This is a genomic window from Streptomyces sp. NPDC088747 (assembly GCF_044751025.1).
Lineage (GTDB): Bacteria > Actinomycetota > Actinomycetes > Streptomycetales > Streptomycetaceae > Streptomyces.
In genome coordinates, this window is record NZ_JBIVKZ010000001.1 from 850,644 (window position 1) to 872,285 (window position 21,642).

The 21,642-nt window shown below is 71.4% G+C and carries 24 protein-coding genes and 1 pseudogene; 10 read left to right on the forward strand and 15 right to left on the reverse strand.

Features of this window, described 5'->3' with window-relative positions; all coding sequences use genetic code 11:
- Position 1: 1 nt before the first annotated feature.
- A complete protein-coding gene (locus ACIP79_RS04220) occupies positions 2-1,261 on the forward strand; it encodes a cation:proton antiporter (RefSeq protein ID WP_401219037.1) in 1,260 nt (419 codons plus the stop codon).
- Positions 1,262-1,273: 12 nt separating this feature from the next.
- Here ACIP79_RS04220 and ACIP79_RS04225 read toward each other — a convergent pair whose 3' ends face one another.
- The gene (locus tag ACIP79_RS04225) at positions 1,274-2,179 is read right to left on the reverse strand and encodes an AraC family transcriptional regulator N-terminal domain-containing protein (protein ID WP_401219040.1); all 906 of its coding nucleotides are present in this window, start codon (positions 2,177-2,179) and stop codon (positions 1,274-1,276) included.
- 152 nt (positions 2,180-2,331) lie between these two features.
- Between ACIP79_RS04225 and ACIP79_RS04230 the strand changes: the two genes are divergently transcribed.
- The 3 genes from ACIP79_RS04230 (at position 2,332) to ACIP79_RS04240 (ending at position 4,184) form a co-directional block, all read left to right on the forward strand.
- Positions 2,332-2,649 carry a putative quinol monooxygenase gene (locus ACIP79_RS04230; RefSeq protein WP_401219042.1) on the forward strand — a complete coding sequence of 106 codons (318 nt, stop codon included), beginning with the start codon at positions 2,332-2,334 and terminating at the stop codon, positions 2,647-2,649.
- A 238-nt stretch (positions 2,650-2,887) separates the two neighbouring features.
- The gene (locus tag ACIP79_RS04235; RefSeq protein ID WP_401219045.1) at positions 2,888-3,643 is read left to right on the forward strand and encodes an SDR family NAD(P)-dependent oxidoreductase; all 756 of its coding nucleotides are present in this window, start codon (positions 2,888-2,890) and stop codon (positions 3,641-3,643) included.
- 115 nt (positions 3,644-3,758) lie between these two features.
- The gene (locus ACIP79_RS04240; RefSeq protein ID WP_401219048.1) at positions 3,759-4,184 is read left to right on the forward strand and encodes a Rieske (2Fe-2S) protein; all 426 of its coding nucleotides are present in this window, start codon (positions 3,759-3,761) and stop codon (positions 4,182-4,184) included.
- Positions 4,185-4,197: 13 nt separating this feature from the next.
- On the opposite strand, the gene ACIP79_RS04245 is transcribed toward ACIP79_RS04240, so the two are convergent.
- A complete protein-coding gene (locus ACIP79_RS04245; protein ID WP_401219050.1) occupies positions 4,198-4,848 on the reverse strand; it encodes a cysteine hydrolase in 651 nt (216 codons plus the stop codon).
- Between the two features lie 166 nt (positions 4,849-5,014).
- On the opposite strand from ACIP79_RS04245, the gene ACIP79_RS04250 reads away from it, so the two are divergent.
- The gene (locus tag ACIP79_RS04250) at positions 5,015-5,482 is read left to right on the forward strand and encodes a pyridoxamine 5'-phosphate oxidase family protein (protein ID WP_401219053.1); all 468 of its coding nucleotides are present in this window, start codon (positions 5,015-5,017) and stop codon (positions 5,480-5,482) included.
- A gap of 302 nt (positions 5,483-5,784) precedes the next feature.
- Here ACIP79_RS04250 and ACIP79_RS04255 read toward each other — a convergent pair whose 3' ends face one another.
- Entirely contained in the window at positions 5,785-6,687 is a 903-nt protein-coding gene (locus tag ACIP79_RS04255; RefSeq protein ID WP_387182428.1) for a LysR family transcriptional regulator, read from the reverse strand.
- A gap of 75 nt (positions 6,688-6,762) precedes the next feature.
- Between ACIP79_RS04255 and ACIP79_RS04260 the strand changes: the two genes are divergently transcribed.
- Positions 6,763-7,698 (forward strand): DMT family transporter, encoded by a 936-nt coding sequence (locus tag ACIP79_RS04260; protein WP_401219056.1) that lies wholly within the window; start codon positions 6,763-6,765, stop codon positions 7,696-7,698.
- 33 nt (positions 7,699-7,731) lie between these two features.
- Here the strand turns inward: ACIP79_RS04260 and ACIP79_RS04265 are convergent, their stop codons facing one another.
- Positions 7,732-9,066: an aminotransferase class I/II-fold pyridoxal phosphate-dependent enzyme gene (locus ACIP79_RS04265; RefSeq protein ID WP_401219059.1), complete on the reverse strand. Its 1,335-nt coding sequence runs from the start codon at positions 9,064-9,066 to the stop codon at positions 7,732-7,734.
- Between the two features lie 35 nt (positions 9,067-9,101).
- On the opposite strand from ACIP79_RS04265, the gene ACIP79_RS04270 reads away from it, so the two are divergent.
- Entirely contained in the window at positions 9,102-9,791 is a 690-nt protein-coding gene (locus ACIP79_RS04270) for a pyridoxamine 5'-phosphate oxidase family protein (protein WP_401219061.1), read from the forward strand.
- 39 nt (positions 9,792-9,830) lie between these two features.
- On the opposite strand, the gene ACIP79_RS04275 is transcribed toward ACIP79_RS04270, so the two are convergent.
- From ACIP79_RS04275 to ACIP79_RS04285, 3 genes are all read right to left on the reverse strand, one after another.
- Positions 9,831-10,802: a DMT family transporter gene (locus ACIP79_RS04275; protein WP_401219064.1), complete on the reverse strand. Its 972-nt coding sequence runs from the start codon at positions 10,800-10,802 to the stop codon at positions 9,831-9,833.
- 207 nt (positions 10,803-11,009) lie between these two features.
- A complete protein-coding gene (locus ACIP79_RS04280; RefSeq protein ID WP_401219067.1) occupies positions 11,010-12,077 on the reverse strand; it encodes an EamA family transporter in 1,068 nt (355 codons plus the stop codon).
- 145 nt (positions 12,078-12,222) lie between these two features.
- A complete protein-coding gene (locus ACIP79_RS04285; RefSeq protein ID WP_401219069.1) occupies positions 12,223-12,819 on the reverse strand; it encodes a Clp protease N-terminal domain-containing protein in 597 nt (198 codons plus the stop codon).
- Positions 12,820-13,017: 198 nt separating this feature from the next.
- Between ACIP79_RS04285 and ACIP79_RS04290 the strand changes: the two genes are divergently transcribed.
- The gene (locus ACIP79_RS04290; RefSeq protein ID WP_401219247.1) at positions 13,018-13,206 is read left to right on the forward strand and encodes a hypothetical protein; all 189 of its coding nucleotides are present in this window, start codon (positions 13,018-13,020) and stop codon (positions 13,204-13,206) included.
- Between the two features lie 171 nt (positions 13,207-13,377).
- Positions 13,378-13,806 (forward strand): SRPBCC domain-containing protein, encoded by a 429-nt coding sequence (locus ACIP79_RS04295; RefSeq protein WP_383686532.1) that lies wholly within the window; start codon positions 13,378-13,380, stop codon positions 13,804-13,806.
- An 85-nt stretch (positions 13,807-13,891) separates the two neighbouring features.
- Here ACIP79_RS04295 and ACIP79_RS04300 read toward each other — a convergent pair whose 3' ends face one another.
- From ACIP79_RS04300 to ACIP79_RS04320, 5 genes are all read right to left on the reverse strand, one after another.
- A complete protein-coding gene (locus ACIP79_RS04300; protein ID WP_401219074.1) occupies positions 13,892-14,536 on the reverse strand; it encodes a PadR family transcriptional regulator in 645 nt (214 codons plus the stop codon).
- Between the two features lie 175 nt (positions 14,537-14,711).
- Positions 14,712-15,197, reverse strand: a complete 486-nt coding sequence (locus ACIP79_RS04305; RefSeq protein ID WP_401219077.1) for a hypothetical protein — start codon at positions 15,195-15,197, stop codon at positions 14,712-14,714.
- Positions 15,194-15,616 (reverse strand): hypothetical protein, encoded by a 423-nt coding sequence (locus tag ACIP79_RS04310; protein ID WP_401219082.1) that lies wholly within the window; start codon positions 15,614-15,616, stop codon positions 15,194-15,196. Before ACIP79_RS04310 ends, ACIP79_RS04305 begins: the two co-directional genes overlap by 4 nt.
- 57 nt (positions 15,617-15,673) lie before the next feature.
- The gene (locus ACIP79_RS04315; protein WP_401219085.1) at positions 15,674-16,144 is read right to left on the reverse strand and encodes an SHOCT domain-containing protein; all 471 of its coding nucleotides are present in this window, start codon (positions 16,142-16,144) and stop codon (positions 15,674-15,676) included.
- Between the two features lie 361 nt (positions 16,145-16,505).
- Positions 16,506-17,168 (reverse strand): HdeD family acid-resistance protein, encoded by a 663-nt coding sequence (locus tag ACIP79_RS04320; protein ID WP_401219088.1) that lies wholly within the window; start codon positions 17,166-17,168, stop codon positions 16,506-16,508.
- Positions 17,169-17,490: 322 nt separating this feature from the next.
- Between ACIP79_RS04320 and ACIP79_RS04325 the strand changes: the two genes are divergently transcribed.
- Complete coding sequence (locus ACIP79_RS04325; RefSeq protein WP_401219091.1) at positions 17,491-18,900, forward strand: DUF2252 domain-containing protein; 1,410 nt, start codon at positions 17,491-17,493, stop codon at positions 18,898-18,900.
- Positions 18,901-18,999: 99 nt separating this feature from the next.
- Here the strand turns inward: ACIP79_RS04325 and ACIP79_RS04330 are convergent, their stop codons facing one another.
- The 3 genes and pseudogenes from ACIP79_RS04330 to ACIP79_RS04340 form a co-directional block, all read right to left on the reverse strand.
- Positions 19,000-19,197, reverse strand: coding sequence for a hypothetical protein (locus ACIP79_RS04330; protein WP_383684451.1), 198 nt, complete (start codon positions 19,195-19,197; stop codon positions 19,000-19,002).
- A gap of 146 nt (positions 19,198-19,343) precedes the next feature.
- Positions 19,344-19,865 carry a hypothetical protein gene (locus ACIP79_RS04335; RefSeq protein ID WP_401219094.1) on the reverse strand — a complete coding sequence of 174 codons (522 nt, stop codon included), beginning with the start codon at positions 19,863-19,865 and terminating at the stop codon, positions 19,344-19,346.
- Positions 19,866-19,882: 17 nt separating this feature from the next.
- Positions 19,883-21,509 (reverse strand): annotated as a pseudogene (locus ACIP79_RS04340) (MFS transporter).
- Between the last annotated feature and the right edge of the window lie 133 nt (positions 21,510-21,642).

Below are 21,642 nucleotides of genomic sequence, written 5' to 3' on the forward strand. Positions count from 1 at the left end.
GGTGCACTCCTCCGCGATGTTCCTGATCGAGTTCGGCGCCATCATCCTGGGCCTGGGACTGCTCGGCCGGTTCGCCGGCCGCTTCCAGTTCTCGCCCATCCCGCTGTACCTGCTGGCCGGGCTGGCCTTCGGCGAGGGCGGTCTGCTGCCACTGGGCACCAGCGAGGAGTTCGTGGCGATCGGCGCCGAGATCGGCGTCATCCTGCTGCTGCTCATGCTCGGCCTGGAGTACACGGCGACCGACCTGGTCTCCAACCTCAAGACGCAGTACAAGGCCGGCCTGGTGGACGCCGCCCTCAACGCCCTGCCGGGTGCCGCGCTGGCCCTGCTGCTCGGCTGGGGCCCGGTGGCCGCCGTGGTGCTGGCCGGTGTCACCTGGATCTCCTCCTCCGGCGTCATCGCCAAGGTCCTCGGCGACCTGGGCCGGATCGGCAACCGCGAGACCCCGGTCATCCTGAGCATCCTGGTCCTGGAGGACCTGTCGATGGCCGTCTACCTGCCGATCGTCACCGCCCTGCTGGCCGGTACGGGGCTGGCGGCGGGCAGCGTCACCCTGGCCGTGGCCCTGGCGGTCGCCGGACTCGTGCTGTTCGTCGCGGTCCGCTACGGCCGGATCATCTCCCGGTTCGTCTCCAGCGACGACCCGGAGAAGCTGTTGCTGGTCGTCCTCGGGCTGACCCTGCTGGTCGCCGGGCTGGCCCAGCAGCTCCAGGTCTCGGCGGCGGTGGGCGCGTTCCTGGTCGGCATCGCACTGTCCGGCGAGGCGGCCGAAGGCGCCCACGGGCTGCTCTCCCCCCTGCGCGACCTGTTCGCCGCGGTGTTCTTCGTCTTCTTCGGACTGCACACCGATCCCGCGAGCATCCCGCCCGTGTTGCTGCCCGCCCTCGCCCTGGCGGTCGTCACCGCCGGCACGAAGATCGCCACCGGCTACTGGGCCGCCGGGCGCGCCGGGATCTCCGTCAAGGGCCGCTGGCGGGCGGGCGGCACGCTGGTGGCCCGCGGCGAGTTCTCCATCGTCATCGCCGGGCTCGCCGTCACCGCCGGCATCGAACCCTCCCTCGGCCCACTGGCCACGGCGTACGTCCTGATCCTGGTCGTCGTCGGCCCGCTCACCGCCCGCTACACCGAGCCGGTCGCCACCTGGTTCACCGGGCGCCGCAACCCGCCCGCGCCGCTGCCGATCACGGTGGCCGGCGCGGAAGGCGCTCCGGAGACGATCGTCCCGGAGGCGGTCCAGGGGCACGCGGGGCAACCCGACTGACGCTACGTCACCTCACGGGAGGGCGACGGCAGTTACCTGGGCGGTGTGGCGCAGACCGGCGGCGTCCTGGCTGGGCGGCGCCCCGAACTGGCGGCGGTACTCACGGCTGAACTGTGACGGGCTGTCGTAGCCGACGCGGTGGCCGATTCCGGTGATGTCACCGGGGTGGGTGGCCAGCAGCAACCGGGCCTCCTGCAACCGGATCTGCTTCTGGAACTGGATGGGGCTCATCGCGGTCACCGACTGGAAGTTGCGGTAGAACGCGGAGACGCTCATACCGGACAACTTCGCCACGTCCTCGACCCGGAACGGCTGCGCGTAGTGCTCGCGGATCCACCGCACCGCTCGCGCGATGTGGCTGAGCCCGCTGTCGGCCAGGCCCAACTGCCGGACGTTGTCGCCCTGTTCACCGGTGATCAGCCGCCACAGGATCTCGCGTTTCACCAACGGGGCGAGCACCGTCCGGTCGCGTGGCTCGTCGAGCAGCCGCAGCAGCCGGACGACGGCGTCGAGCAGCGGAACCGGAGCGTCGCTGACCGCGATACCGGACGGCGCGCTCCTGCCGGCGGCGGGTGTGTCTCCCGGCCCCGCCCGCAGGAGCAGTTCCGCGACGGCGGACGGTTCCAGCGTGAGTCCGAAGCCCAGCGCGGGGCGCTCGGTACTGGCCTCGGTGAAGTGGCCGGTGACCGGGAGGTCCACCGACGCGACGAGGTACTGCCCGGCGCGATACTCGAACACCCTCTCGCCGAGCGCGAGGTGTTTGGCGCCCTGCGCGATGACGGCCAGCACCGTGCCGGACATCGACGGCGCCGGCGGATGGGGCCGCTCGACCTTCGAGATGAGTACGCCGTCGATGGCGGTCGTCCAGTCCGGTCGCGCGTGCCGGGCCAGCAGAGTGCGCAGCTCGTCCAGGTACATGCCCCCATTGCAGCATGCCACCGGTCCCCGACTCCCGCACCGAAGAGGATCGTGCAAGGCTCAGCGAGCATCGTTCTACCGTTTACGCAGGTCAGAGCAGTTGAATGGAACCACCGCACATTCGCTGTCGTCGCCCGCAGAAGAAGGTAGTCATGATCGTCGACCACGGTTTCAACGCCACCCTCACCGCCAAGCCGGGCATGGGCGATGAGCTCGTCGACCTGCTGCTGACGGGCCTGGACGAGGGAAACCCCGGCGCGAGCGAGCACTGCGTCGTCTACCTCGTCTGCCGTTCGGCCTCCGACCCCGACGTCATCTCCATCACTGAAGGCTGGACCAGCGAGGAGGACCACCACCGGCTCTTCGCCGGAGAGGCCGCCCAGGCGATCGTGGCGCGGATCGCGGGGATGCTGGCCAAGGAGTCCGAGTACACGGACCACGTACCGGTTCGCGGCGAGGCCACGTTCTGAGTCCCGCCTGTCGGCGGGACGGTTCTCCGTCGCCGGTCGCGCCTGGCCCCTTGGCCCTGGGCGGGACACGTCGGTCGTAACCCGGCGCTCCGCGGCCGACGATCAGTACACGTCACCCGGCACCCACGTTGCGCACGCGGCGCCCCCCGGCAACCCGCAACCCGCAACCCGCAACCCGCAACCCAGCATTCCCGCACCCTGCAACTCGTACAACGAATCACCCCTCAGGAGGAACATCATGAAGGTCGCAGTCATCACCGGCGCCAGCTCCGGCATTGGGCGGAGCGCGGCGATTCAGACCGGCAGGCGCGGAACTGGCGTCATCCTGACCTACGGCAACAACGCGCGAGGAGGTCTGGAGACAGCCGCCGCGATCGAGAAGGAGGGCAGCACGGCCGTCGCGCTGCCGTTGGACGTCGGGGACAGCGACGCCTTCCCGGCCTTCCGGGAGTCCGTGGCCGCCGCGCTCCGCGACAACTGGCGGCGCGACACGTTCGACTACCTGGTCAACAACGCCGGTTTCGGACACATGTCGATGATCGAGGAGACGACCGAGGAGGACTTCGACCGGTTGATGCGGGTCCTGCTCAAGGGGCCGTACTTCCTCACCCAGCGGCTGCTGCCGCTGATCGCGGACGGCGGGGCCATCGTCAACACGAGCAGCAACTCGACCGGATACGGCCTGGAGCCCGGCTACTCGGCCTACGCGACGATGAAAGGCGGTCTGAACGTGCTGACCCGCTACATGGCGAAGGAGTTCAGCACCCGCGGCATCCGCGTCAACGCTGTCTCGCCGGGCTCGACCCGTACCCGGATCGCCGACGACGCCTTCGACCGCTTCCCCGAGGTCATCCCGGACATCGCCGCGAAGACCGCCTTCGGCCGGCTCGGTGAGCCCGACGACATCGGCATGCTGATCGCCAACCTGTTGTCCGAGGAGAGCGCCTGGGTCACGGCCCAGAACATCGAGGTGTCGGGCGGCTACAGGCTGTAGGCCGGACTCTCCGGATCTCGATCGCGTCAAGTTGGACGCTCACCGTGAACAGTGCCCGCGGCGGGGCCGTACTCCTATACGGATCAACATTGCATACGGTGAAGGGGAAGTCAGCATGACCAGCGAATCGCTTCAGCCCATCTCGGCCCCGTCCCGCCGCACCGTCGTGGCGGCGGTGGGCGTGGCGGGCATCGCCGTCGCGCTGACCGCGTGCGGGTCGGAGGACGAGCCCTCCTCCGAATCCGCGGACGCGGGCACCGTTCTCGCGAAGACCTCGGACATTCCCGAGGGCGGCGGCAAGGTCTTCGCGGCGCAGGGCGTGGTGGTGACCCAGCCGGAGGCGGGCACGTACAAGGCGTTCTCGTCCAAGTGCACCCACCAGGGCTGTGCCGTGAAGGGCATCGCGAACAACGTCATCACCTGTCCGTGCCACAACAGCCAGTTCTCCGCCGCCGACGGCAGTGTGCAGAAGGGCCCGGCGACCCAGCCGCTGGCCGCCGCGGAGATCACGGTGGACGGGGACTCGATCACGCTGGCGTGAACCGGGGCCGCCGTCAGGTCCGCGGGACCCGGCGCGGTCGCTTGAAGCAGGCCAGCACGTCGTCGGTCGAGGTGATCACGGCGACCAGGGCGAGGGTGTTGCGGACCATCGCGGGGGTGTAGTCGGCGGGCACCCCGGCGATGGCGTCGGCGGGCACCACAGCCGTGTAGCCGCGGTTCACGGCGTCGAACACGGCGTTGGGAATGGCGACGTTGGCCGAGACGCCGGTCACGATCAGGGTGCGGCAGCCGAGGTTGCGCAGCAGCGCGTCGACGTCCGTGCCCTCGATCGGCGACAGCCCGTGCAACCGCCGTACCACGAGGTCCTCCTCGGTGACCTCGATGGGCGGCGCGACCCGTACCGCCGTGGTCCCCGTCAACTGCTGTACGGGGAGCCGCTCGGCGGCGCGGAACAGCCTGGCGTTGCGGTTCGCGCCCCGGCCGTCCGGGCGGCGTTCGGCTATCGCGTGGATGACCTGGACCCCGCTCTCGTGCGCGGCGGCGACCAGCCTCGCGACGTTCACCAGGGCCCCCGACGACCGTGCCTCCTTGGCGAGTTCGGGCAGCGCGCTGTCCTGGCCCACCACACCCTGCTGGCACTCGACGGTGAGCAGTACCGTTGTGGCCGGGTCGAGGAGTTCACTGAGCTGTTCGAACGACGGCATGGCTCCCCCTGGTCACGGGCGGTGGAGCGGGCGAGACTAACGACCATTGCGCCAGGACGGAAGAGAGCCCATGCTTTCCTGACGTACCGTCAGATACGTCCGGGCACGAAATCCCGCCGGGTGTCCCGGAGATGTGCTCCGGGTGCGCGGCAGAGAAGGGGACCGCATGGCCGACACTCAGCGCCGGGGCCGGAAGATCATGATGACGCCGGACGAGCTCGACGAGTTCCTGGGCGGTCAGCGCACCTGCCGTGTCGCGACCGTCTCCGCGACGGGCGCCCCGCACGCGAGCACGCTCTGGTTCGTCTGGGACGGCACCTCGCTCTGGCTGTACTCGATCACCCGCAGCAAGCGCTGGGCCGACCTGCGCCGTGACCCGCGCGTCGCCGTGGTCGTCGACACCGGCGAGGAGTACGGCGAACTGCGCGGCGCGGAACTGTCCGGCACCGTCGAGTTCGTCGGCGAGGTGCCTCGTACCGGCGAGGATTTCCCCGAACTCAGCACGGTGGAGCGGATGTTCGCCCGCAAGAACTTCGGCATCGACGAGATGCCGCACGACGGCAGACACGCGTGGATGCGGCTGACGCCGGACGCGGTCGCCTCCTGGGACTTCCGCAAACTCGCCGGGCTGTAGAGCCGGACCGGCTTCCGCGAGGACCGCCGGCCCGACCCGTGCGCGTGCGCGTTCGCGTTCGCGTTCGCGTTCGCGTTCGCGTTCGCGTTCGCGTTCGCGTTCGCGTTCGCGTTCGCGTGCGACCACGCGAACCCCCACCGACTCCCCCGCACACCCCACCACGCTCCGCCGCCGCCTCCCGGTCGACCAGCCCAGGCCACCACCTCCGCCGCCCCGCGGTCGACCAGCCCAGACCACGACCTCCGCCGCCCCGCGGTCGACCAGCCCAGGCCACCCCCTCCGCCGCCCCTCGATCGACCACCTCACACCACAACCTCCGCCGCCCCGCGCAGCGCCTCCACCGCTGCCCTGATCGAGGGCCGCCGGTCGGCGTCCTCGCGCCACAGCGCGTGCACGTACCGGTGCACGCGATGCCGTACCGGCACGGCCCGCACTCCCTCCGGCATCGGATCGCGGCCGAGGCGCGGCGCCACGCACACACCCAACCCGGCGGCGACCAGGGCGAGTTGCGTGTGATGCTCACCGGCGAGATGGGAGATCCGGGGTTCGATCCCCTTCGCGCGCAGCGTGTAGACCAGCCACTCGTGGCAGAACTCCCCCTCGGGCCAGGAGATCCACTCGTCGTCCGCGAAGTCCTCCAGGTCGACGGCGTCCCGGTCGGCGAGCGGGTGCTTCTCGGGCATCGCGACGTCCGCGGGGTCGTCGAGGAGCGTGGCCTTGACCAGCCCCTCCGGCACGGGCAGCGGCTTGTTGTACCAGTCGAGCACGACGGCGAGGTCGAGGTCGCCGCGGATCAGACCGCTGACGCCCTGCTCGGGTTCCAGCTCCCGTGAGCGCACCCGCAGCCCCGGGTGCTCGGCCCGCAGTGCGCCGAGCACGGCGGGAAACAGCCCGCGCGCGGCCGTCGGGAACGCGGACATCCGCAGCTCGCCCACCACCTGCCCGCGCTGCGCCTCCAGATCGGACCGCGCGAGCTCGACCTGGGACAGGATCCGCGCGGCATGCTCGGCGAGCAGCCGCCCGGCGTCGGTGAGGCGCACCCCGCGCCCGTTCTTGGCGAGCAGCCGCTGCCCCACCTCGCGCTCCAGCTTGGCCATCTGCTGGGAGACCGCCGACGTGGTGACGTGCAGCCCGTCCGCCGCGCCGCTCACCGAGCCGTGCCGGGCGAGGGCGTCGAGGGTACGCAGGCGCTCAAGGTTCAACATGTTAGGGATGCTACGAGATACCTGCCGGAAAATCTCGCTTGTGCTAAGAGATCCATCTCCCTCACCGTGGGATCCATGAGCGCCGTCACCCCTTCTCGCACCCTCACGCCGACCGACCCGAGTCCTCGCCGCCGCACCGCCCTCGACTGGCGGATCCGCTTCGGCGTCCTCTCCCTGATCTGGGGCTTCAGCTTCCTGCTGATCAAGGTCGGCACGGAGGGCTACGCGCCGTTCCAAGTCACGCTGGGGCGGCTGGTGTTCGGGACGGCGGTCCTCGCGGTGGCGATGGCGGTGAAGCGGGAGCGGCTGCCGCGCGGCGCGCGGACCTGGGGGCATCTCACGGTCGCGGCCCTGCTGCTCAACGCGCTGCCGTTCTCCCTCTTCGCCTACTCCGAGCTGACCATCCCCTCCACGCTCGCGGGCATCTGCAACGCGACCTCGCCGCTGTGGGGCATGGCCCTTTCCCTGGTCGCCCTCTCCGAGGACCGGCCGACCCGGCGCAGGGTCGCGGGCCTCGGCCTCGGTTTCCTGGGCGTGCTGACGGTCCTCGGCGCCTGGCAGGGCTTCCACGGCCTGGACGCCACGGGCACCGCGATGGCCCTGCTGGCCTCACTGAGCTACCCGATCGGCTGGATCTACGTCCGCCGCACGCTGGCCGGCTCCGGCCACTCGCATCTGTCGATGACCGGCGCCCAGTTGCTGCTGGCGACCGTCCAACTGGCTTTTGTCACACCGCTGTTCACCAGCGTGCCGAGCCGGTTCCCGCTCGTCCCGCTGCTCGCCGTCGCCGCCCTGGGCACGCTCGGCACGGGCCTCGCCGTCCTCATCCAGTACGGCCTGGTCGCCGAGGTCGGCCCGACGACGGCCCAGATGGTCACGTACTTCATCCCGGTCATCGCCACCGCGGCCGGCGTCGCGATCCTCGGCGAGTCACTGACCTGGTCGACACCGGTCGGCGCGGTCGTCGTCCTGCTGGGCGCCGCGCTCACCCAGGCCGGGGCACGCCGGTGACGCATCTCGCGCACACGCCGCGCCCGGTCGGGCTCAGACGTAGTCGCGGGCCGCGGATGCCGGTGCGACGGCGGCGGCGACCGCGTCGGCCAACGGCTCGATGTCGCCCGGCGTGAGCGTGGAGACGGTGATCCGCAGGCCGGGCGGCGCGCTCACCCGGAAGCGGGCTCCGGGCGCCACCGCCCAGCCCGCGTGCAGCAGCCGCGCGACCGCCCCGGTCTCGTCCGGCACCGGAACCCACACGTTCATCCCGCTGCGCCCCTGAGCCGCGATGCCCCGTTCCCCGAGGGTGCCGATCAGCGCGGCACGGCGCCGTTCGTAGGACGCCGCCACGGCCGGTACGTCCACCGCGCCGCTGGTCCACAGGTGTACGACCGTGCGCTGCAGCAGATGGCTGACCCAGCCGGGTCCCAGCCGCTGCCGCCCGTGCACACGGTCGACGGTGACGGGATCGCCGGTCAGCACCGCGAGCCGCAGATCGGGCCCGTACGCCTTGGCGACGGAACGGACCAGCGCCCAGTGGCGGGTCGTACCGGCCAGCGGATGCAGCGGCAGGTCGACGATCCGGTGCCCGTGGTCGTCCTCGACAAGGAGGGTCTCCGGGTACTCGCCGAGCACGGCGCGCAGGGCACGCGCGCGCGTGGCGCTCACGGCGGCCCCTGTCGGGTTCTGGGCGCGGTCCGTGACGACCAGCGCCCGCGCACCGGCGTCCAGGGCCCGTCGTACGTCCTCGGGGACCGGGCCCTCCTCGTCCACACCCACGGCGACGACCCGCAGCCCGAGCGCCGGCACGAGGTCCAGCAGACCGCCCCAGCCGGGGTCCTCGACGGCGACCGCGTCCCCGGGCTTGAGGTGGGCCACCAGCACGCGTTCGATCGCGTCGAGCGATCCGGAGGTGACGACGACGGGGCCGTCGGGCACCGCGTCGGCGTCGAGCTCGACGCGGGCGAGCCGCGCCAACTCCGGCTCGACAGCCGCCTCCCCGTACATCACGGGCTCCCTGTCCGACCGCTGCGCCGCCGCGGCGAACGCCTCGGCGAGGCCGGGCAGCAGGGCGCGATCGGGATTCCCATCGGCCAGGTTCCGTACGCCGTCCGGCACCTCGACCCGGATGTAGTCGCGGCCCGTGGTGGCCGGCTTGAAGCGGATACGGCTGCCCCGGCGCCCGGCGGTCTCGATCACCCCGCGCTCGCGCAGGGTGCGGTAGGCGGCCGCGACCGTGTTGGGATTCACGCCGAGCTGTGCCGCCAACTCCCGCATGGGCGGCAGCAGTCGGCCGGGCTCCAGCTCTCCCGAGCCCACGGCACGCTCGACGCTCGCGGCGATCTCGGCTGCGCGACGCCCTTCGATCCGATATTCTCCTAGCACAAACAAGATTATGCACTAGTGCAATGGAGGACGCAATGCCGGAGACCAGCCTTCAGCCCGGGATACCGCACCCCGCCGCCTACACCTCGACCGACCGCACCGTCCCCACCCGCTCGGCGAACCGCGCCGCGTACGACCGGGAGACGGTGCACTCGATCCTCGACGAGGGTTACGTCTGCCACCTCGGCTTCGTCCGCGACGGCGCGCCGGTCGTGCTCCCGACCCTCTACGGCCGCGTCGGCGAGCGTCTTTACGTGCACGGTTCGACCGGCTCGCGACCTCTGCGGATGACCGGTCAGGCTGACCCGGGGCTCGCGGTCTGCCTGACCGTCACGCACGTGGACGGCCTGGTGCTGGCCCGGTCCGCCTTCCACCACTCGATCAACTACCGCTCGGTGGTGGTGCACGGCGTCGCCCGCCAGGTGACGGACCCCGAGGAGCGGCGGACGGCTCTGGACGCGCTGGTCGACCACGTCGTCCCGGGCCGCTCCGCGGACTCGCGCCCCGCCAACACCAAGGAACTCGCGGCCACCGCCGTCATCCGCCTCGACCTGGACGAGGTCTCCGCGAAGCTCCGCACCGGCGGCCCGAACGACGAGCCCGAGGACCTCTCCCTCCCGTACTGGACCGGAGTCCTCCCCCTGACCAAGGGATACGGCGCCCCCGTCCCCGCCGCGGACCTCGCCTCCGGCATCGAGCTTCCGGACTACCTCGCGTCACTGTGACAGTGATCCCTGATGGGAGCGGGGCGAGGGCCGCCGAGGTCAGATCAGCGCCTTCTCCCGCAACCTCCCTTCCAGCTCACGCCGTTCGGCCGCCGCGCCGCGAGCCTCCGCGACCGCGAGGCCGCCGACCGAGCCGAGCATCAGCAGGGTGCCCGCGAGCGTTGCCGCGGTGAGCCGCTCGCCGAGCACCGCGACAGCCAGCACGGCCGCACTCACCGGCTCCAGGAGCATGACCACCGAGACGGTCGCGGACCGCACCACCGCGGCGCCGGCGAAGTACAGGGCGTACGCCAGCGCGGTGGGGACGGCGGCGATGTACGCCAACAGGGCCAGTACGTACGCGGGTTGGGCGGTGTGCGGGACCAGTCCCTCCGCCAGGCCGAAGGGCAGCAGGCAGGCGGTGGTCACCGCGAAAGTCCAGACGGTCGTACTGGACGCGTCGGCCCCGCCGTCCCGGCCCCACCAGCGCGTGAGCAGGGTCATCACGGAGTACCCGGCCGCGGACACCAGCGCGAGCGCCACACCCCAGGGGCGCACCGTCGCACCCCCGCTGCCGAGCACCAGCACCGCGAGCCCGCCCAGCGCCCCGGCGACAGCGGCCGTCCCGCCGGCGCCGAGCCGCTCGCCCATGGTCAGCCGCGCGCCGAGCGCGATGAGTACGGGCCCGGCGCCCAGCGTGACAACGGTCGCCACGGCGAGGCCGGTCGCCTCGACGGCGGCGAAGTAGGCGGTCTGGAAGACGGCGAGCCCCAGGCCCGTGACGCCGATCCGCAGGAGCTTGCGGCGGACCGGCTCTCCCGCGGCGGGCCTGACCCGGCGGCGCGGCAGGCGGACGGCGAGCAGCAGGAGCAGTCCGCCCGCGCAGCGCCAGAAGGAAAGGGCGATCGGCCCCATGTCGCCGGCCCGGTAGACCAGCGAGGCCGCCGCACCCGCGGTGCCCCAGGCGGCACCGGCGACGGTCAGATAGAGGAGGCCTCGCCCGATGGGCAGGCCGGAAGCAGCGTTCGACACGTGTTCTCTCCGCAGCTGTGCAGAAGTTCGGGAAGGGACCACGTCACGGCCCGTGCACGAGGGCACAGGCGTACGTGAGGGTCCCAGGACTTCGTCTGCGGGCAGCACCGCTCCGCCCGGCGGCTACGCGGGGCGTGGATTCCGGAAAGCCCGCCTCAGGCGGCCGGAGGCGGAAGAACGAGAGCGTCCGAATGCATGATCGACACCCTAGACGGCGCTTCCCCTGGCCGACAACTCCCTTTCGGAGCCGCCCGGCCCGTCCTCTCCGGAGCCTTTCCGGCCTCCGGAGCCATCCGGACCGTCCTCTCGGGAACCGCCGGTGACCGCGCCCGCCGAGGCCTTGGCCGGCGCCGACGACTGGGCGATGAACGCGCCGACCAGAACCACCGCGCCGCCGACGATCTGCGGAGCCGAGAGGTGCTCGCCGAGCAGCACCCAGGCGAGAACGGTCGCGATGACCGCTTCGAGGCAGGCCACGACGCCCGCGACCTGCGGCGACAGCCTGCGTACGGAGAGCACGCCGGTGACGTAGGCGACGACGGTCGCGATCAGCACGATCCAGCTGAGGAGCAGGGAGGCGGCGACGGCGGTGCCGTCCATGTCCGCGGTGCCCCCGAGCACGGACCAGTCCATGTTCCAGGGGCGGGAGACGACGGTCAGCACGAGGGCGCCGATGAGCAGCCCGTACGCGATGACACCGAGCGGGTCGGGAGCGTCGTCGCCCGCGTCGCTGCCCTGGTCGGACAGGACGAAGTAGCCGACCTGGCAGCAGGCGGCGCCCAGTGCGAGCAGCAGGCCGACGGCGTCGAAACTCAGCCCCGACCAGACCTCCACCACGCAGGCGAGTCCGCCGGCCGCGAGGACGACCCCGAGGGCGGCGGCGCGTGTGACGGGCCGCCGCTGCACGAACCGCACCCAGCCGAGCACGAGCGCCGGCGCGAGGTACTCGACGAGCAGCGCGACCCCGACGGGGATCCGCGAGATCGCGGCGAAGTAGCAGGCCTGCACACCGGCCACCGCGAGCAGGCCGAACCCGGCGAGCAGCAGTGGGCGGCTGCGCAGCAGGTTCCGGTGGCGTACGGCCAGCGGCAGCATGACCAGCGCGGCGCCGGCGACCCGCAGCCACACCACGTGGAGCGGATCAAGACCCGCCTCGATCAACGGCTTCGCCGCGACACCGGATCCCCCGAAGGCGACCGCCGACGCCAGCGCGAGGCCGAGGCCGACGCCCCTGCCGCGGTTGCCCTGACTCCCCTGAGACGTATGCACGGGCACATGATGACAGGCGGCGACATGAGCGTCATCCCCGATGACACCTGTCTCAACGACTGGACGCAGGCGCGCGGTGCCGACGCGGGTGTTGCCGCACTGATCAGGCAGGCATGGCCGAGCCGAGGCGAATCGTCCCGGACCCAAACACTCAGTCCCCCGGTCCGCCCCCGCTGACGTAGTCCTCGACGCCGACATCGACACCGATCTCGGCACGAGCCTCCAGAGCGGTCTCGACACCGTTCTCGATGCGGACGAGCAGCGCTCCGGCGTCCACCCCCGCGCGCCCGAGCACCTCGAACGCCCGTGACCGGGGATCGGCGACGACCGCCGCGAGCAGATCGGCACCGCGGGCCCGCGCGTCACCGCGTAGAACGGCCCGCTCGCCCGCCTCCTCCATGGCGTCGGCCGCCGCCGGGGACCACCCCTCCTCGGCGACCCGCGCTACGGCCCTGGAGTCCTCGACGGTGCCCTGCCAGCGCAGTCCGTAGCCGATGCTGCGCTGCACGAGGTAGCCGAGCAGCCGCGCGACCTGCGGGTCGCTGTCGAAGGCCGCGCGCACCTCGGGGTCGGACTCCAGCAGCGAGTGCAGCAGATGGGCCGTGTCGATCTGTCTGTCCCCGTCCCGCAGCGCTCTCCTGCGGGCACCGGAGACCACCGCCGCCAGCTCGTCACTGAGCCCGGCATCGATGTCGGCATGGTCCGGGCCGCTCTCGGCGGCGGGCTGTCGCGGGGTACGGGATGGCACAACCCCTACCCCATCAGCCCCGGCGAACCGGGTCATCCCCGGAGGGCACCATTTCCGCGTCCGACACAAGGTGGGCATACCTACGGGAGTTCTCCTCCTTGCGGATGACATCGCGCCGTTTCGTCCTCCGGGGCGCGCGCCGCCTTGCCGCACGCCCCGCAGGAAACCACGATGCTCCGGCGCTCGTCCCTCAGGGACATGGAGAGCAGGTGCTGGCTGGTGGCCCTGCCTGCGGTCGACGGCAGGCAGTACGTGTACCGGGTGTACGCCCCCGAGGACGCACTGCCGGCCGACCTGTTCTGGGAGGCGTGGCACTGCCACGACGAAGGCCCCTTCCCGCGCGCGTGCGACCTGTTCGACGCCGCGGTGATACGGCGGGTGGGCTGACGCGTCGCGACAGCCATTGCCGGCGACAGCCCGACGACGATCCCTGCCGAGAAGGCGACTCCCCGACTACTTCTGACGGTTCATCAGTATTGAATGTTGAGGGGCCTGCGGCTACGTTCCGCGACACCGTAGCTGCGCCGGGCGCAGCGCCCGAGACAAAGGGGTGGCCGCATGGCCGAAGTCAGCGCGGAAGCACGTATCGAGGCGCCTGCCGAGAAGGTCTGGGCGCAGCTCACGGACTTCTCCTCGTACGGCGAGTGGAACTCGACCCACACCAACTTCCCGAAGGGCGGCCCCAGTTCACTCGAAGTCGGCGCCACCTTCACGGAGAACATGAAGCTCATGGGCTTCCCGGCCGAGGTCGAGTGGACCGTCGACGAGCTGGAACCCGCCCGCACCCTGGCCATCCACGGCAAGGGCCCGATGGCGGTGAACGTCACCACCCGCTACACCCTGACCCCCGACGGCGACGCCACGAAGGTGCGGATCGACGGAACGTTCACCGGCGCCGCCGTCTCCCTGATGGCGGGAAAGCTCAAGGACTCGGCGACGGCCGCCCTCGACGAGTCGCTGCGCAAGCTGGCCGGGCTGGTGACCTGAGCGCGGCACACGGAGAAGCGCCCCGCGGAACCATGTCCGCGGGGCGCCTTCGGGCACGGCGGCGGTACGCCGCCGTCACCCTTGCTCAGTCCTCGTCAGCGAGGATCAGGTACAGCTTCTTGCGGGTTTCGTTGATGACCGCCAGCGCCTTGTCGCGCTGGTCCTTGCTGCCGGTCTTCCAGACCTGGCCGAAGGCCTCCATGAGGCCGAAGCCGGCCTGGCGGATCTCGTGCAGCGTCTCCCAGTCGACCCCGCGCCCGGCCTCTTCCCAGGGTGCGTCGGGACCGTCGTCGGCCGCGGTGCGGCCGTCGTCGGTGAGCGAGAACAGCTTCTTGCCACCCTCGGCCTCGCTGATGATCAGGCCCTCGTCCTCCAGCAGCTGAAGGGTCGGGTACACCGAACCCGGGCTGGGCTTCCACGCCCCGCCGCTGCGCTCGGCGATCTCCTGGATCATCTCGTAGCCATGCATGGGCCGGTCCTTGAGCAGGGCCAGGATCGACGCGCGTACGTCACCGCGCCTCGCCCTCCCCCTCGGTCCACCCCGGCCGCCACGTCCACCCCAGGGGCCAGGGCCGAAGCCCGGTCCACCAAAACCTGGGCCACCGGGACCACCCGGCCCGAAGGGCCCGAAAGCCCCGCGTCGCCCTTCGAAGCCGCCCCGACCCCGATGGCCGGACCCGCCTTGTCCCTGTCCACGCTCGTATCCGAATTCCTGTCCGTGGGAACGCATCGCAATCACTCCATTCCATCGTTGATCGGTCGCGATGCGTCAACGATATATCGGAAGCACTCGTCTGACAACCCCCTTCCGACAGGTCGGGCGAAGAGCCGGGTCCACGACGGGTGCGCGGCGGATATGCGACTGGTACGCGACCGGTAGGTGCCGTGATGCCGGACCCGCCGCGTCACGGGGCGAACCGGTCTCCGGGCGGAGGGCGCCTCAGCGCGAGCCGCGTGACGCGCCGCCAGTCGGCCCCCGGCCTGTTCGGTCGCGCACCCGGGCGGTCACGCGGCACGCGGATCCGGAGCGCCCCGGGAGCGCTTCGGCACACCACGGGCACGGGCAGCAGCACGTGTTCCCCGTCGATGCCGACCGGGACCGAGTCCGTGTCCGCCTCCACGCCGGCCTCCGCCGCGGTGAACCGCAGGAAGCCCGTGGACCGGGAGCCGCGCACAGCCCCCGCGGCCTGCGCGGCGTTGTCGACCCGCACGCACAGCATCCCGAGCGTCCACCAGACCCCGACAGCGGCCAGAGCGAGCCCCGCGACACCGACCAGCGCCCGGAACACGCTCCGCGGACCCGCGTACACGAACGGGACCAGCACACTCGACGCAAGGGCGGGCAGTGCCGGACGAGCCGGTCCGGCACTGCCCGCACGAACCTCGTTCACACCTCGGCGGAGTCGTCCGGCCGGACCACGCACAGGGCCCAGATGATGAACGCGGAGAAGGCGATCATCACGATGGACCAGACAGGGGAGTACGGCAGGGAGAGGAAGTTGGCGATGATGACGAGTCCGGCGACGCCCACTCCGGCGACCCGCGCCCACAGCGCCTTCTGGAAGAGTCCGAGACTGACGATCACGGCGACGACACCGAGAACGAGGTGGATCCAGCCCCAGCTGGTGAGGTCGAACTCGAAGACGTAGTTGCGTGTCGAGACGAAGACGTCGTCCTCGGCGATCCCCATGACGCCCCGGCAGATGTCGAGTATGCCGGCGATCATGAGCATGACCGCCGCGAAGACCGTGAGGCCTTCGGCCCATGGCCGCTCGGTCCTCTGTACGTGCGCGGTGTGTGTCGCGGTCATGGTGCTACCTCGTTTCGGTGTCGCGCGGTGTCCTTACTTCGGTGTCGCGCGGTGCCTCTACTGAGCGGAGGCGGACGAGCCCGCGCCCGCACGTTCCGTGGAGCGGTGGTCGCTGAGGACCAGTTCCTTCGCCCGGCGGAACTCCTCGTCCGTGATGTCGCCGCGGGCGCGGATCTCGGACAGCTTGGCCAGTTCGTCGGCGCTGCTGGGCCGGCCCTCGGCTCCCCTGGCGGTCTCCCGGACGTAACTCCTGAAGGCCTCCTGCTGTTCGCGTGCCTGCGCCACCTCCCGGCCGCCCATGTTCTTACCGCGGGCGATCACGTAGATCAGCACTCCCAGGAACGGCAGGACGAGGACGAACACCAGCCAGCCGGCCTTGGCCCAGCCGCTCAGGCCGTCGTCGCGGAAGATGTCGACGACGATCCGGAAGACCAGGATGAACCACATGATCCACAGGAAGAACCACAGCATGGACCAGAAGACGCTCAGCAGCGGATAGTCGTACGCCAGGTACATCTGTCCACTCATGTCCTGCCTCCGTCCCGGGCGTCCGCCCGGCAGCCGATTTCTGCCACTTCCAGCCTGCGCACGGCGAGATCCCCGTGGCCTCACCCGAGACGGGTGAGCGGACGGGCCGAGTCCGTTCCACGCTCGGCCCGGGTCGGCCGACCGAATCGCCCACCGACCCGCCGGTCGGCCCGCCCACCGACCCGCCGTCCGCCCACGGCCTTCTGGCGGACGGATCTCGTACGAGCTTTCGGCGGCCCGCCCCGTCGCGGACGCCGAGCCTCCCGTCGCCACGCTCACCGACGGCGTACGTCACCGCTGGGCTGCCCGGAACCTCTGGGCCACACCGCGCCGCCGCCCGTACCCCGGGTCGGTGCGGGTGTCAGACCCGCTCATCGGAACCCTTAGGTCCCGCCGTGACACCGGACCGGCGAAGTGCCGCTCGCCAGGCGAAGGCGAGGGCCAGTTCCACCAGGCCGAGGAGGACGAGCCACAGGCCCAGCAGCCGGGTCAGGGCTCGGGCCGACTCGGTGGGCAGGGCCAGCACCACCACCCCCGCGAGGATGGCGATCACCGCGGCGCCGACGACGAAGCCGCGGTGCGGCAGATCCTTGGTGGCGAGGGCCGTGTAGAGGGTGAGCATGCCGGACACCAGCCAGACGATCCCGACGATCAGCGAGAGCGCCGCGATGGTCTGCAAGGGGTTCCGCAGGCACAGCACCCCGGCCAGGACGAAAAGCACCGCCAGGAGCAGTCCGGGCAGCCGCTCCCCCTGCCCGTCCCGGGCGAAGGCCGCGACGAACCGGAACGCCCCGGTCACCAGCAGGTACAGGCCGATCAGCACCGCCAGGACATGCAGGGTCTCGTCGGGCCAGACCAGCACCAGTACGCCCGGCACGAGCGTGGCGACGGCCGAACCCAGGATCCATTCCCAGGAGCGCCCGAGCCTGGACAGCACGTCCGCGGGATCGGCCGCCGCCGCTGGGCCGACCCCGCGGGGTTGTTCCGGTCCGGTGGGCGGTGCCGGAGCACGCGACTCGGTCATGGCTCCTCCTCACGCGATCGGGCGATTCGCTCCCGGACCGCCGAGGGGGCGGTGCGCGGGGATCACACGCGGCAAGCGTCCCTCCCTCCGTCGGCCGCCGGGTCACCCTCGAAGGGTGATCCGCGGCCACCCCCGGAGCGATGAGGTGAGGATGAGGTGAGTACGGAGGGCCGCGCGGCGCGTCGGATCGCGGGCGGGCTGCCCCCGGAGCTCACCCCCAGGGCGCTCGTGAGGCGGTCCGGGTGCGGTCGCGGGGGCGCGGCCGAGGCCGGACGCCGGAGCGGCACCGCACGGTGGGAAAGCGGTCCAGGAGGTTCCAGCCATGGCTGTCCCGAACGCGTTCACGGCTTCCAGGTCACCGGCCGAGAGGGCGGCGTACGGCAGGAACGCGCGTGGGCGCGCCCCGCGTTCGTGCCACGGCCACTTCGAGGCCGACGAGAACCGGCCCGACCCCGTCGAGGTGATAGACCGTCAGTCCCAGTCACGTCTTACCGAGTTGGTGCCGATCCGCTATGGCCGCATGCTCGAATCCCCGTTCCGCTTCTACCGTGGCGCGGCCTCGATCATGGCCATGGACCTCGGATCCGTCCCGAACACCGGCCTGACGGTGCAGCTCTGCGGAGACGCCCATCTGCTCAACTTCCGGCTGCTGGCCTCGCCCGAGCGCCATCTGGTCTTCGACATCAACGACTTCGACGAGACCCTGGCCGGTCCGTTCGAGTGGGACGTCAAACGGCTGGCGGCCAGCTTCGCCATCGCGGGCCGGGCCAACGGCTTCCCGGCCCGCGAGCAGAACGGCGTCGTGCGGGCCTGCGTACAGGCGTACCGGCAGCGCATGCGGGAGTTCGCCGGTATGCGCACCCTTGACATCTGGTACGCGCAGGACGACGCCGACCGGATGCGCGAACTGCTGGCCTCTTCGATGGACAAGGAGACCAGGCGCCGTACGGCCGAGGCGACCTCGCGAGCCCGCACCCGCACGCACCTCCAGGCCTTCGCGAAACTCACCCGGGTCACGGCGGAGGGACGGCGCATCGCACCGGACCCGCCGTTGATCACCCCGCTCGGGGATCTCCTCACGGACTCCTCCCAGGACGCGGAGGAGAAGGAACTCCTGGCCGTGGTGGACGGGTACGCGCGGACCCTGTCCTCCGAGCGCCGGCATCTGCTGCGCCACTACCGCCTGGTCGACATGGCCCGGAAGGTGGTGGGCGTCGGCAGCGTCGGAACCCGCTGCTGGATCCTGCTCCTGCTGGGCAGGGACGACGGCGACCCGCTGCTGCTCCAGGCGAAGGAGGCGCAGGAGTCGGTGCTCGCCGCCCACACGGAGGGCGACCGCTACGACAACCAGGGCCGCCGCGTCGTGACGGGACAGCGGCTGATCCAGACGACCAGTGACATCTTCCTGGGCTGGACCCACGTCGTGGGCCTCGACGGACAGGGCCGGGATTTCTACGTCCGCCAGCTCCGGGACTGGAAGGGCATCGCGCGGCCGGACACCATGGACCCCGGCATGCTGCGCATGTTCGCGCGGCTGTGCGGGAACTCGCTTGCACGGGCGCACGCCCGCTCCGGCGACCCCGTGGCCATCGGCGCCTACCTGGGCGGCAGCGACCGCTTCGACCGCGCGCTGACCGACTTCGCACAGGCCTACGCCGCCCGGAACGAGCGGGACTTCGAGGAACTGGGCGCCGCGGCCAGGTCCGGGCGGATCAGCACCGAGAGCCTCTGAGACGCACGCGCGACACCGTGCCCGCGCGGACCACCGTACGAACGTCTCCCACGGAGCACCGTACGAACGGTGCCCGATGCCCGGTACCCGCAGACCGCCTCATTCCGGCAACTGGCGCATCTCCAGGACCCGTAGCCCCAGCGACTGGCAGCGGGCCAGCAGTCCGTACAGGTGCGCCTCATCGATGACATGCCCGAACAGGACGGTCTGACCGGACATGACCACGTGGTCGAGTTCGGGAAAGTCTCTGGTCAACGTCTCCGACATGTGTCCGTCGATCCGGATCTCGTAGCGCATGAGCTGCTCTTCCCGGGGGTGGCCTGGGACAGGTGGGCCGCGACTCTCCCCTCGATCGTCCGGCGCGGGGCGCCGCCCGGCCTCACCCCTCAGAGGTGAGTGGCCGCCAGGCATGCCGTTCCACCTGCGCGAACGCCTCGGAGCGATCAGTGCTTGAGGAAGATCTTGAACGAGATGATCAGCAGGCCCAGCAGCAGATTCACCGAGGCGGCGACGGCCACCAGGCGCCATGAGGCGCCGGCCCGCCGTGCCGCCGCCGCCGACCAGCCCACCATGCCCGCCACGGCGACGGAGAGCGCGAGCCAGAGGGCTCCGGACACGTCGAGGCCGAGAACAGGACTGACTGCCACGGCGAGGGCCGGCGGGACGGCCGCCTTGACGATCGGCCACTCGTCACGGCACACGTCGAACACGATCCGGCGGTTCAGGCTGTGCGCCACCAGGCACGCCCCGAACAGCTGGGCGTGCACGTGCGCGATCCAGAACACCACGCCGGTGAGCAACAGCAGCAACACCAGTTCCAGCCGCGGGAAGTCGCCCAGACTGCCGACGCCGACCACCACCGAGGCGGCAAGCATGGAACCGTAGACGCCGCCGGTGTAATCGGCCTGGGCCCGCCGTTCGTCGGCGCCGGACGCCCCGTCCCTCGCGTGCTCCGTCTTGGACATCGCGGCCTCTCTCGAAGTCAGCGGGCCGGGCCGGTCGCGCCGGCCGTTCCACCGGTGTCGGATGGCTTCGGACGGTCGGCCCGCCGCGTCGGCAGATGCGGTGTGACCAGGAAACTGACGAGGGTGATTCCCCCGGTGGCAAGGATCGCCGCCTTCAGACCGTCGAGCTGCGCCGACGCGTAGGAGTCCGCTACGGCCTCGACCTCGGACGGCGGCAACCCGGCCCGTTCGGCCGCCGAACGCACCTGGTCGGTCGGCACGAAGGTGATCCCCGCTTCGAGGGCGACTCCCGTCTGCTGACGGGCCTCCTCCGACAGCGCGGGATGGCCCTCCACCTGCGAGGTGAACGCGTGGGCCAGAGCGCCGATGAGCAGCGAGCCGATGAGGGCGGTGCCCAGCGCGGAGCCCAGGTTCTGGGCGGTGAACTGGAGCCCGCCGGCCTCGCTGCGTTCCTCCTCGCCCACGCTCGACTGGACGACGTTGCCCAGCTGCGAGGCGAGCAGGCCCATGCCCACGCCCAGCAGGGCCATGGCGCCGGCGAATTGCGCGTCGTCGATGACCGGGTCGATGGTGGCGAGCAGCCACACGATGGCGGCGGCCAGGGTCGACAGGGCCAGCCGGACGACCGTGCGCGGTCCGGCCACCCGCCCCAGCCGGGCGGCGCACATGGAGGCCGCGAGCATCGTCACGGACACCGGCAACAGCCGCAGGCCGGTCTGGAAGGCGTCGAACCCCTGAACGACCTGGAGGTACAGCGGGATGGTGAAGAACAGTCCCAGCAGGATGAGGTTCTGGCTCAGCAGCGACATCAGGCCGGAACGCAGCGCGGGCTTGCGCAGCAGAGGCAGATGCACCAGGGGCTCGGCACCGCGGGCCTCCCGCCACCTCTCCCAGTGCAGGAAGACGGCCAGCACGACGACCCCGGCGGCGATGACGAACAGGGTCGGCGAGAAGCCCAGGACGGTGAAGGGCGGGTTGGGGCCGCACCCATCCCCAGGTGCCGCTCTGCAGGACACCGAGCACGCCCAGCGCCAGCCCGGCCGCCGAGAGCGCGGCGCCGACGCCGTCCAGCCGGGGCGGCGGACCGGCCCGGGGTGTTTCCTTGATCGCCCCGTGGAAGCACAGGACGGCGATGACGACCACGGCCTCGCCCGCGAACACCAGCCGCCAGGTGAGGTACGTCGTCACCCAGCCGCCGAGCAGCGGGCCGACCGCGATTCCGGCCCCGGCGAGTCCGCCGATGACGCCGTAGGCGACGGCCCGGTCCCGGCCCCGGTAGGACTCGGCCACGAGGGCCGCCATGGCGGGCAGCACCAGCGCGGCACCGAGTCCCTCGATCACCGACCAGCCCAGCGTGAGGACCCACAGGTTCGGGGCCACGGCGGTCAGGGCGGACCCCGTGCCGTAGACGACGAGGCCCAGCAGGAACAGGCGGCGGCGTCCGAAGATGTCCCCGAGCCTGCCGCCGATGATCATGAATGCCGCCATGACCAGCGCGTACAGCGTGATGACGGCCTGGATGGCGGTGACCTCGGTGTCGAAGTCCTCGACGAGCTGGCTGATCGACACGTTCATGACGGACGTGTCGAGGACCATCAGGAACTGGGCGGTACCCAGGACGATCAGTGCCCGCCATCGCGTCACGGTGTCCACCTCGCCGATTCGGTTCGGGACTCCGGCGGAGTCGACCGGGTGGCGGCGGGGTCCGTTCCCAGCCGCCACCTCCCATCGCAGCCGACCGAACCGCCCGGCGCGTCACCCGCCACGGGCGAGCCGG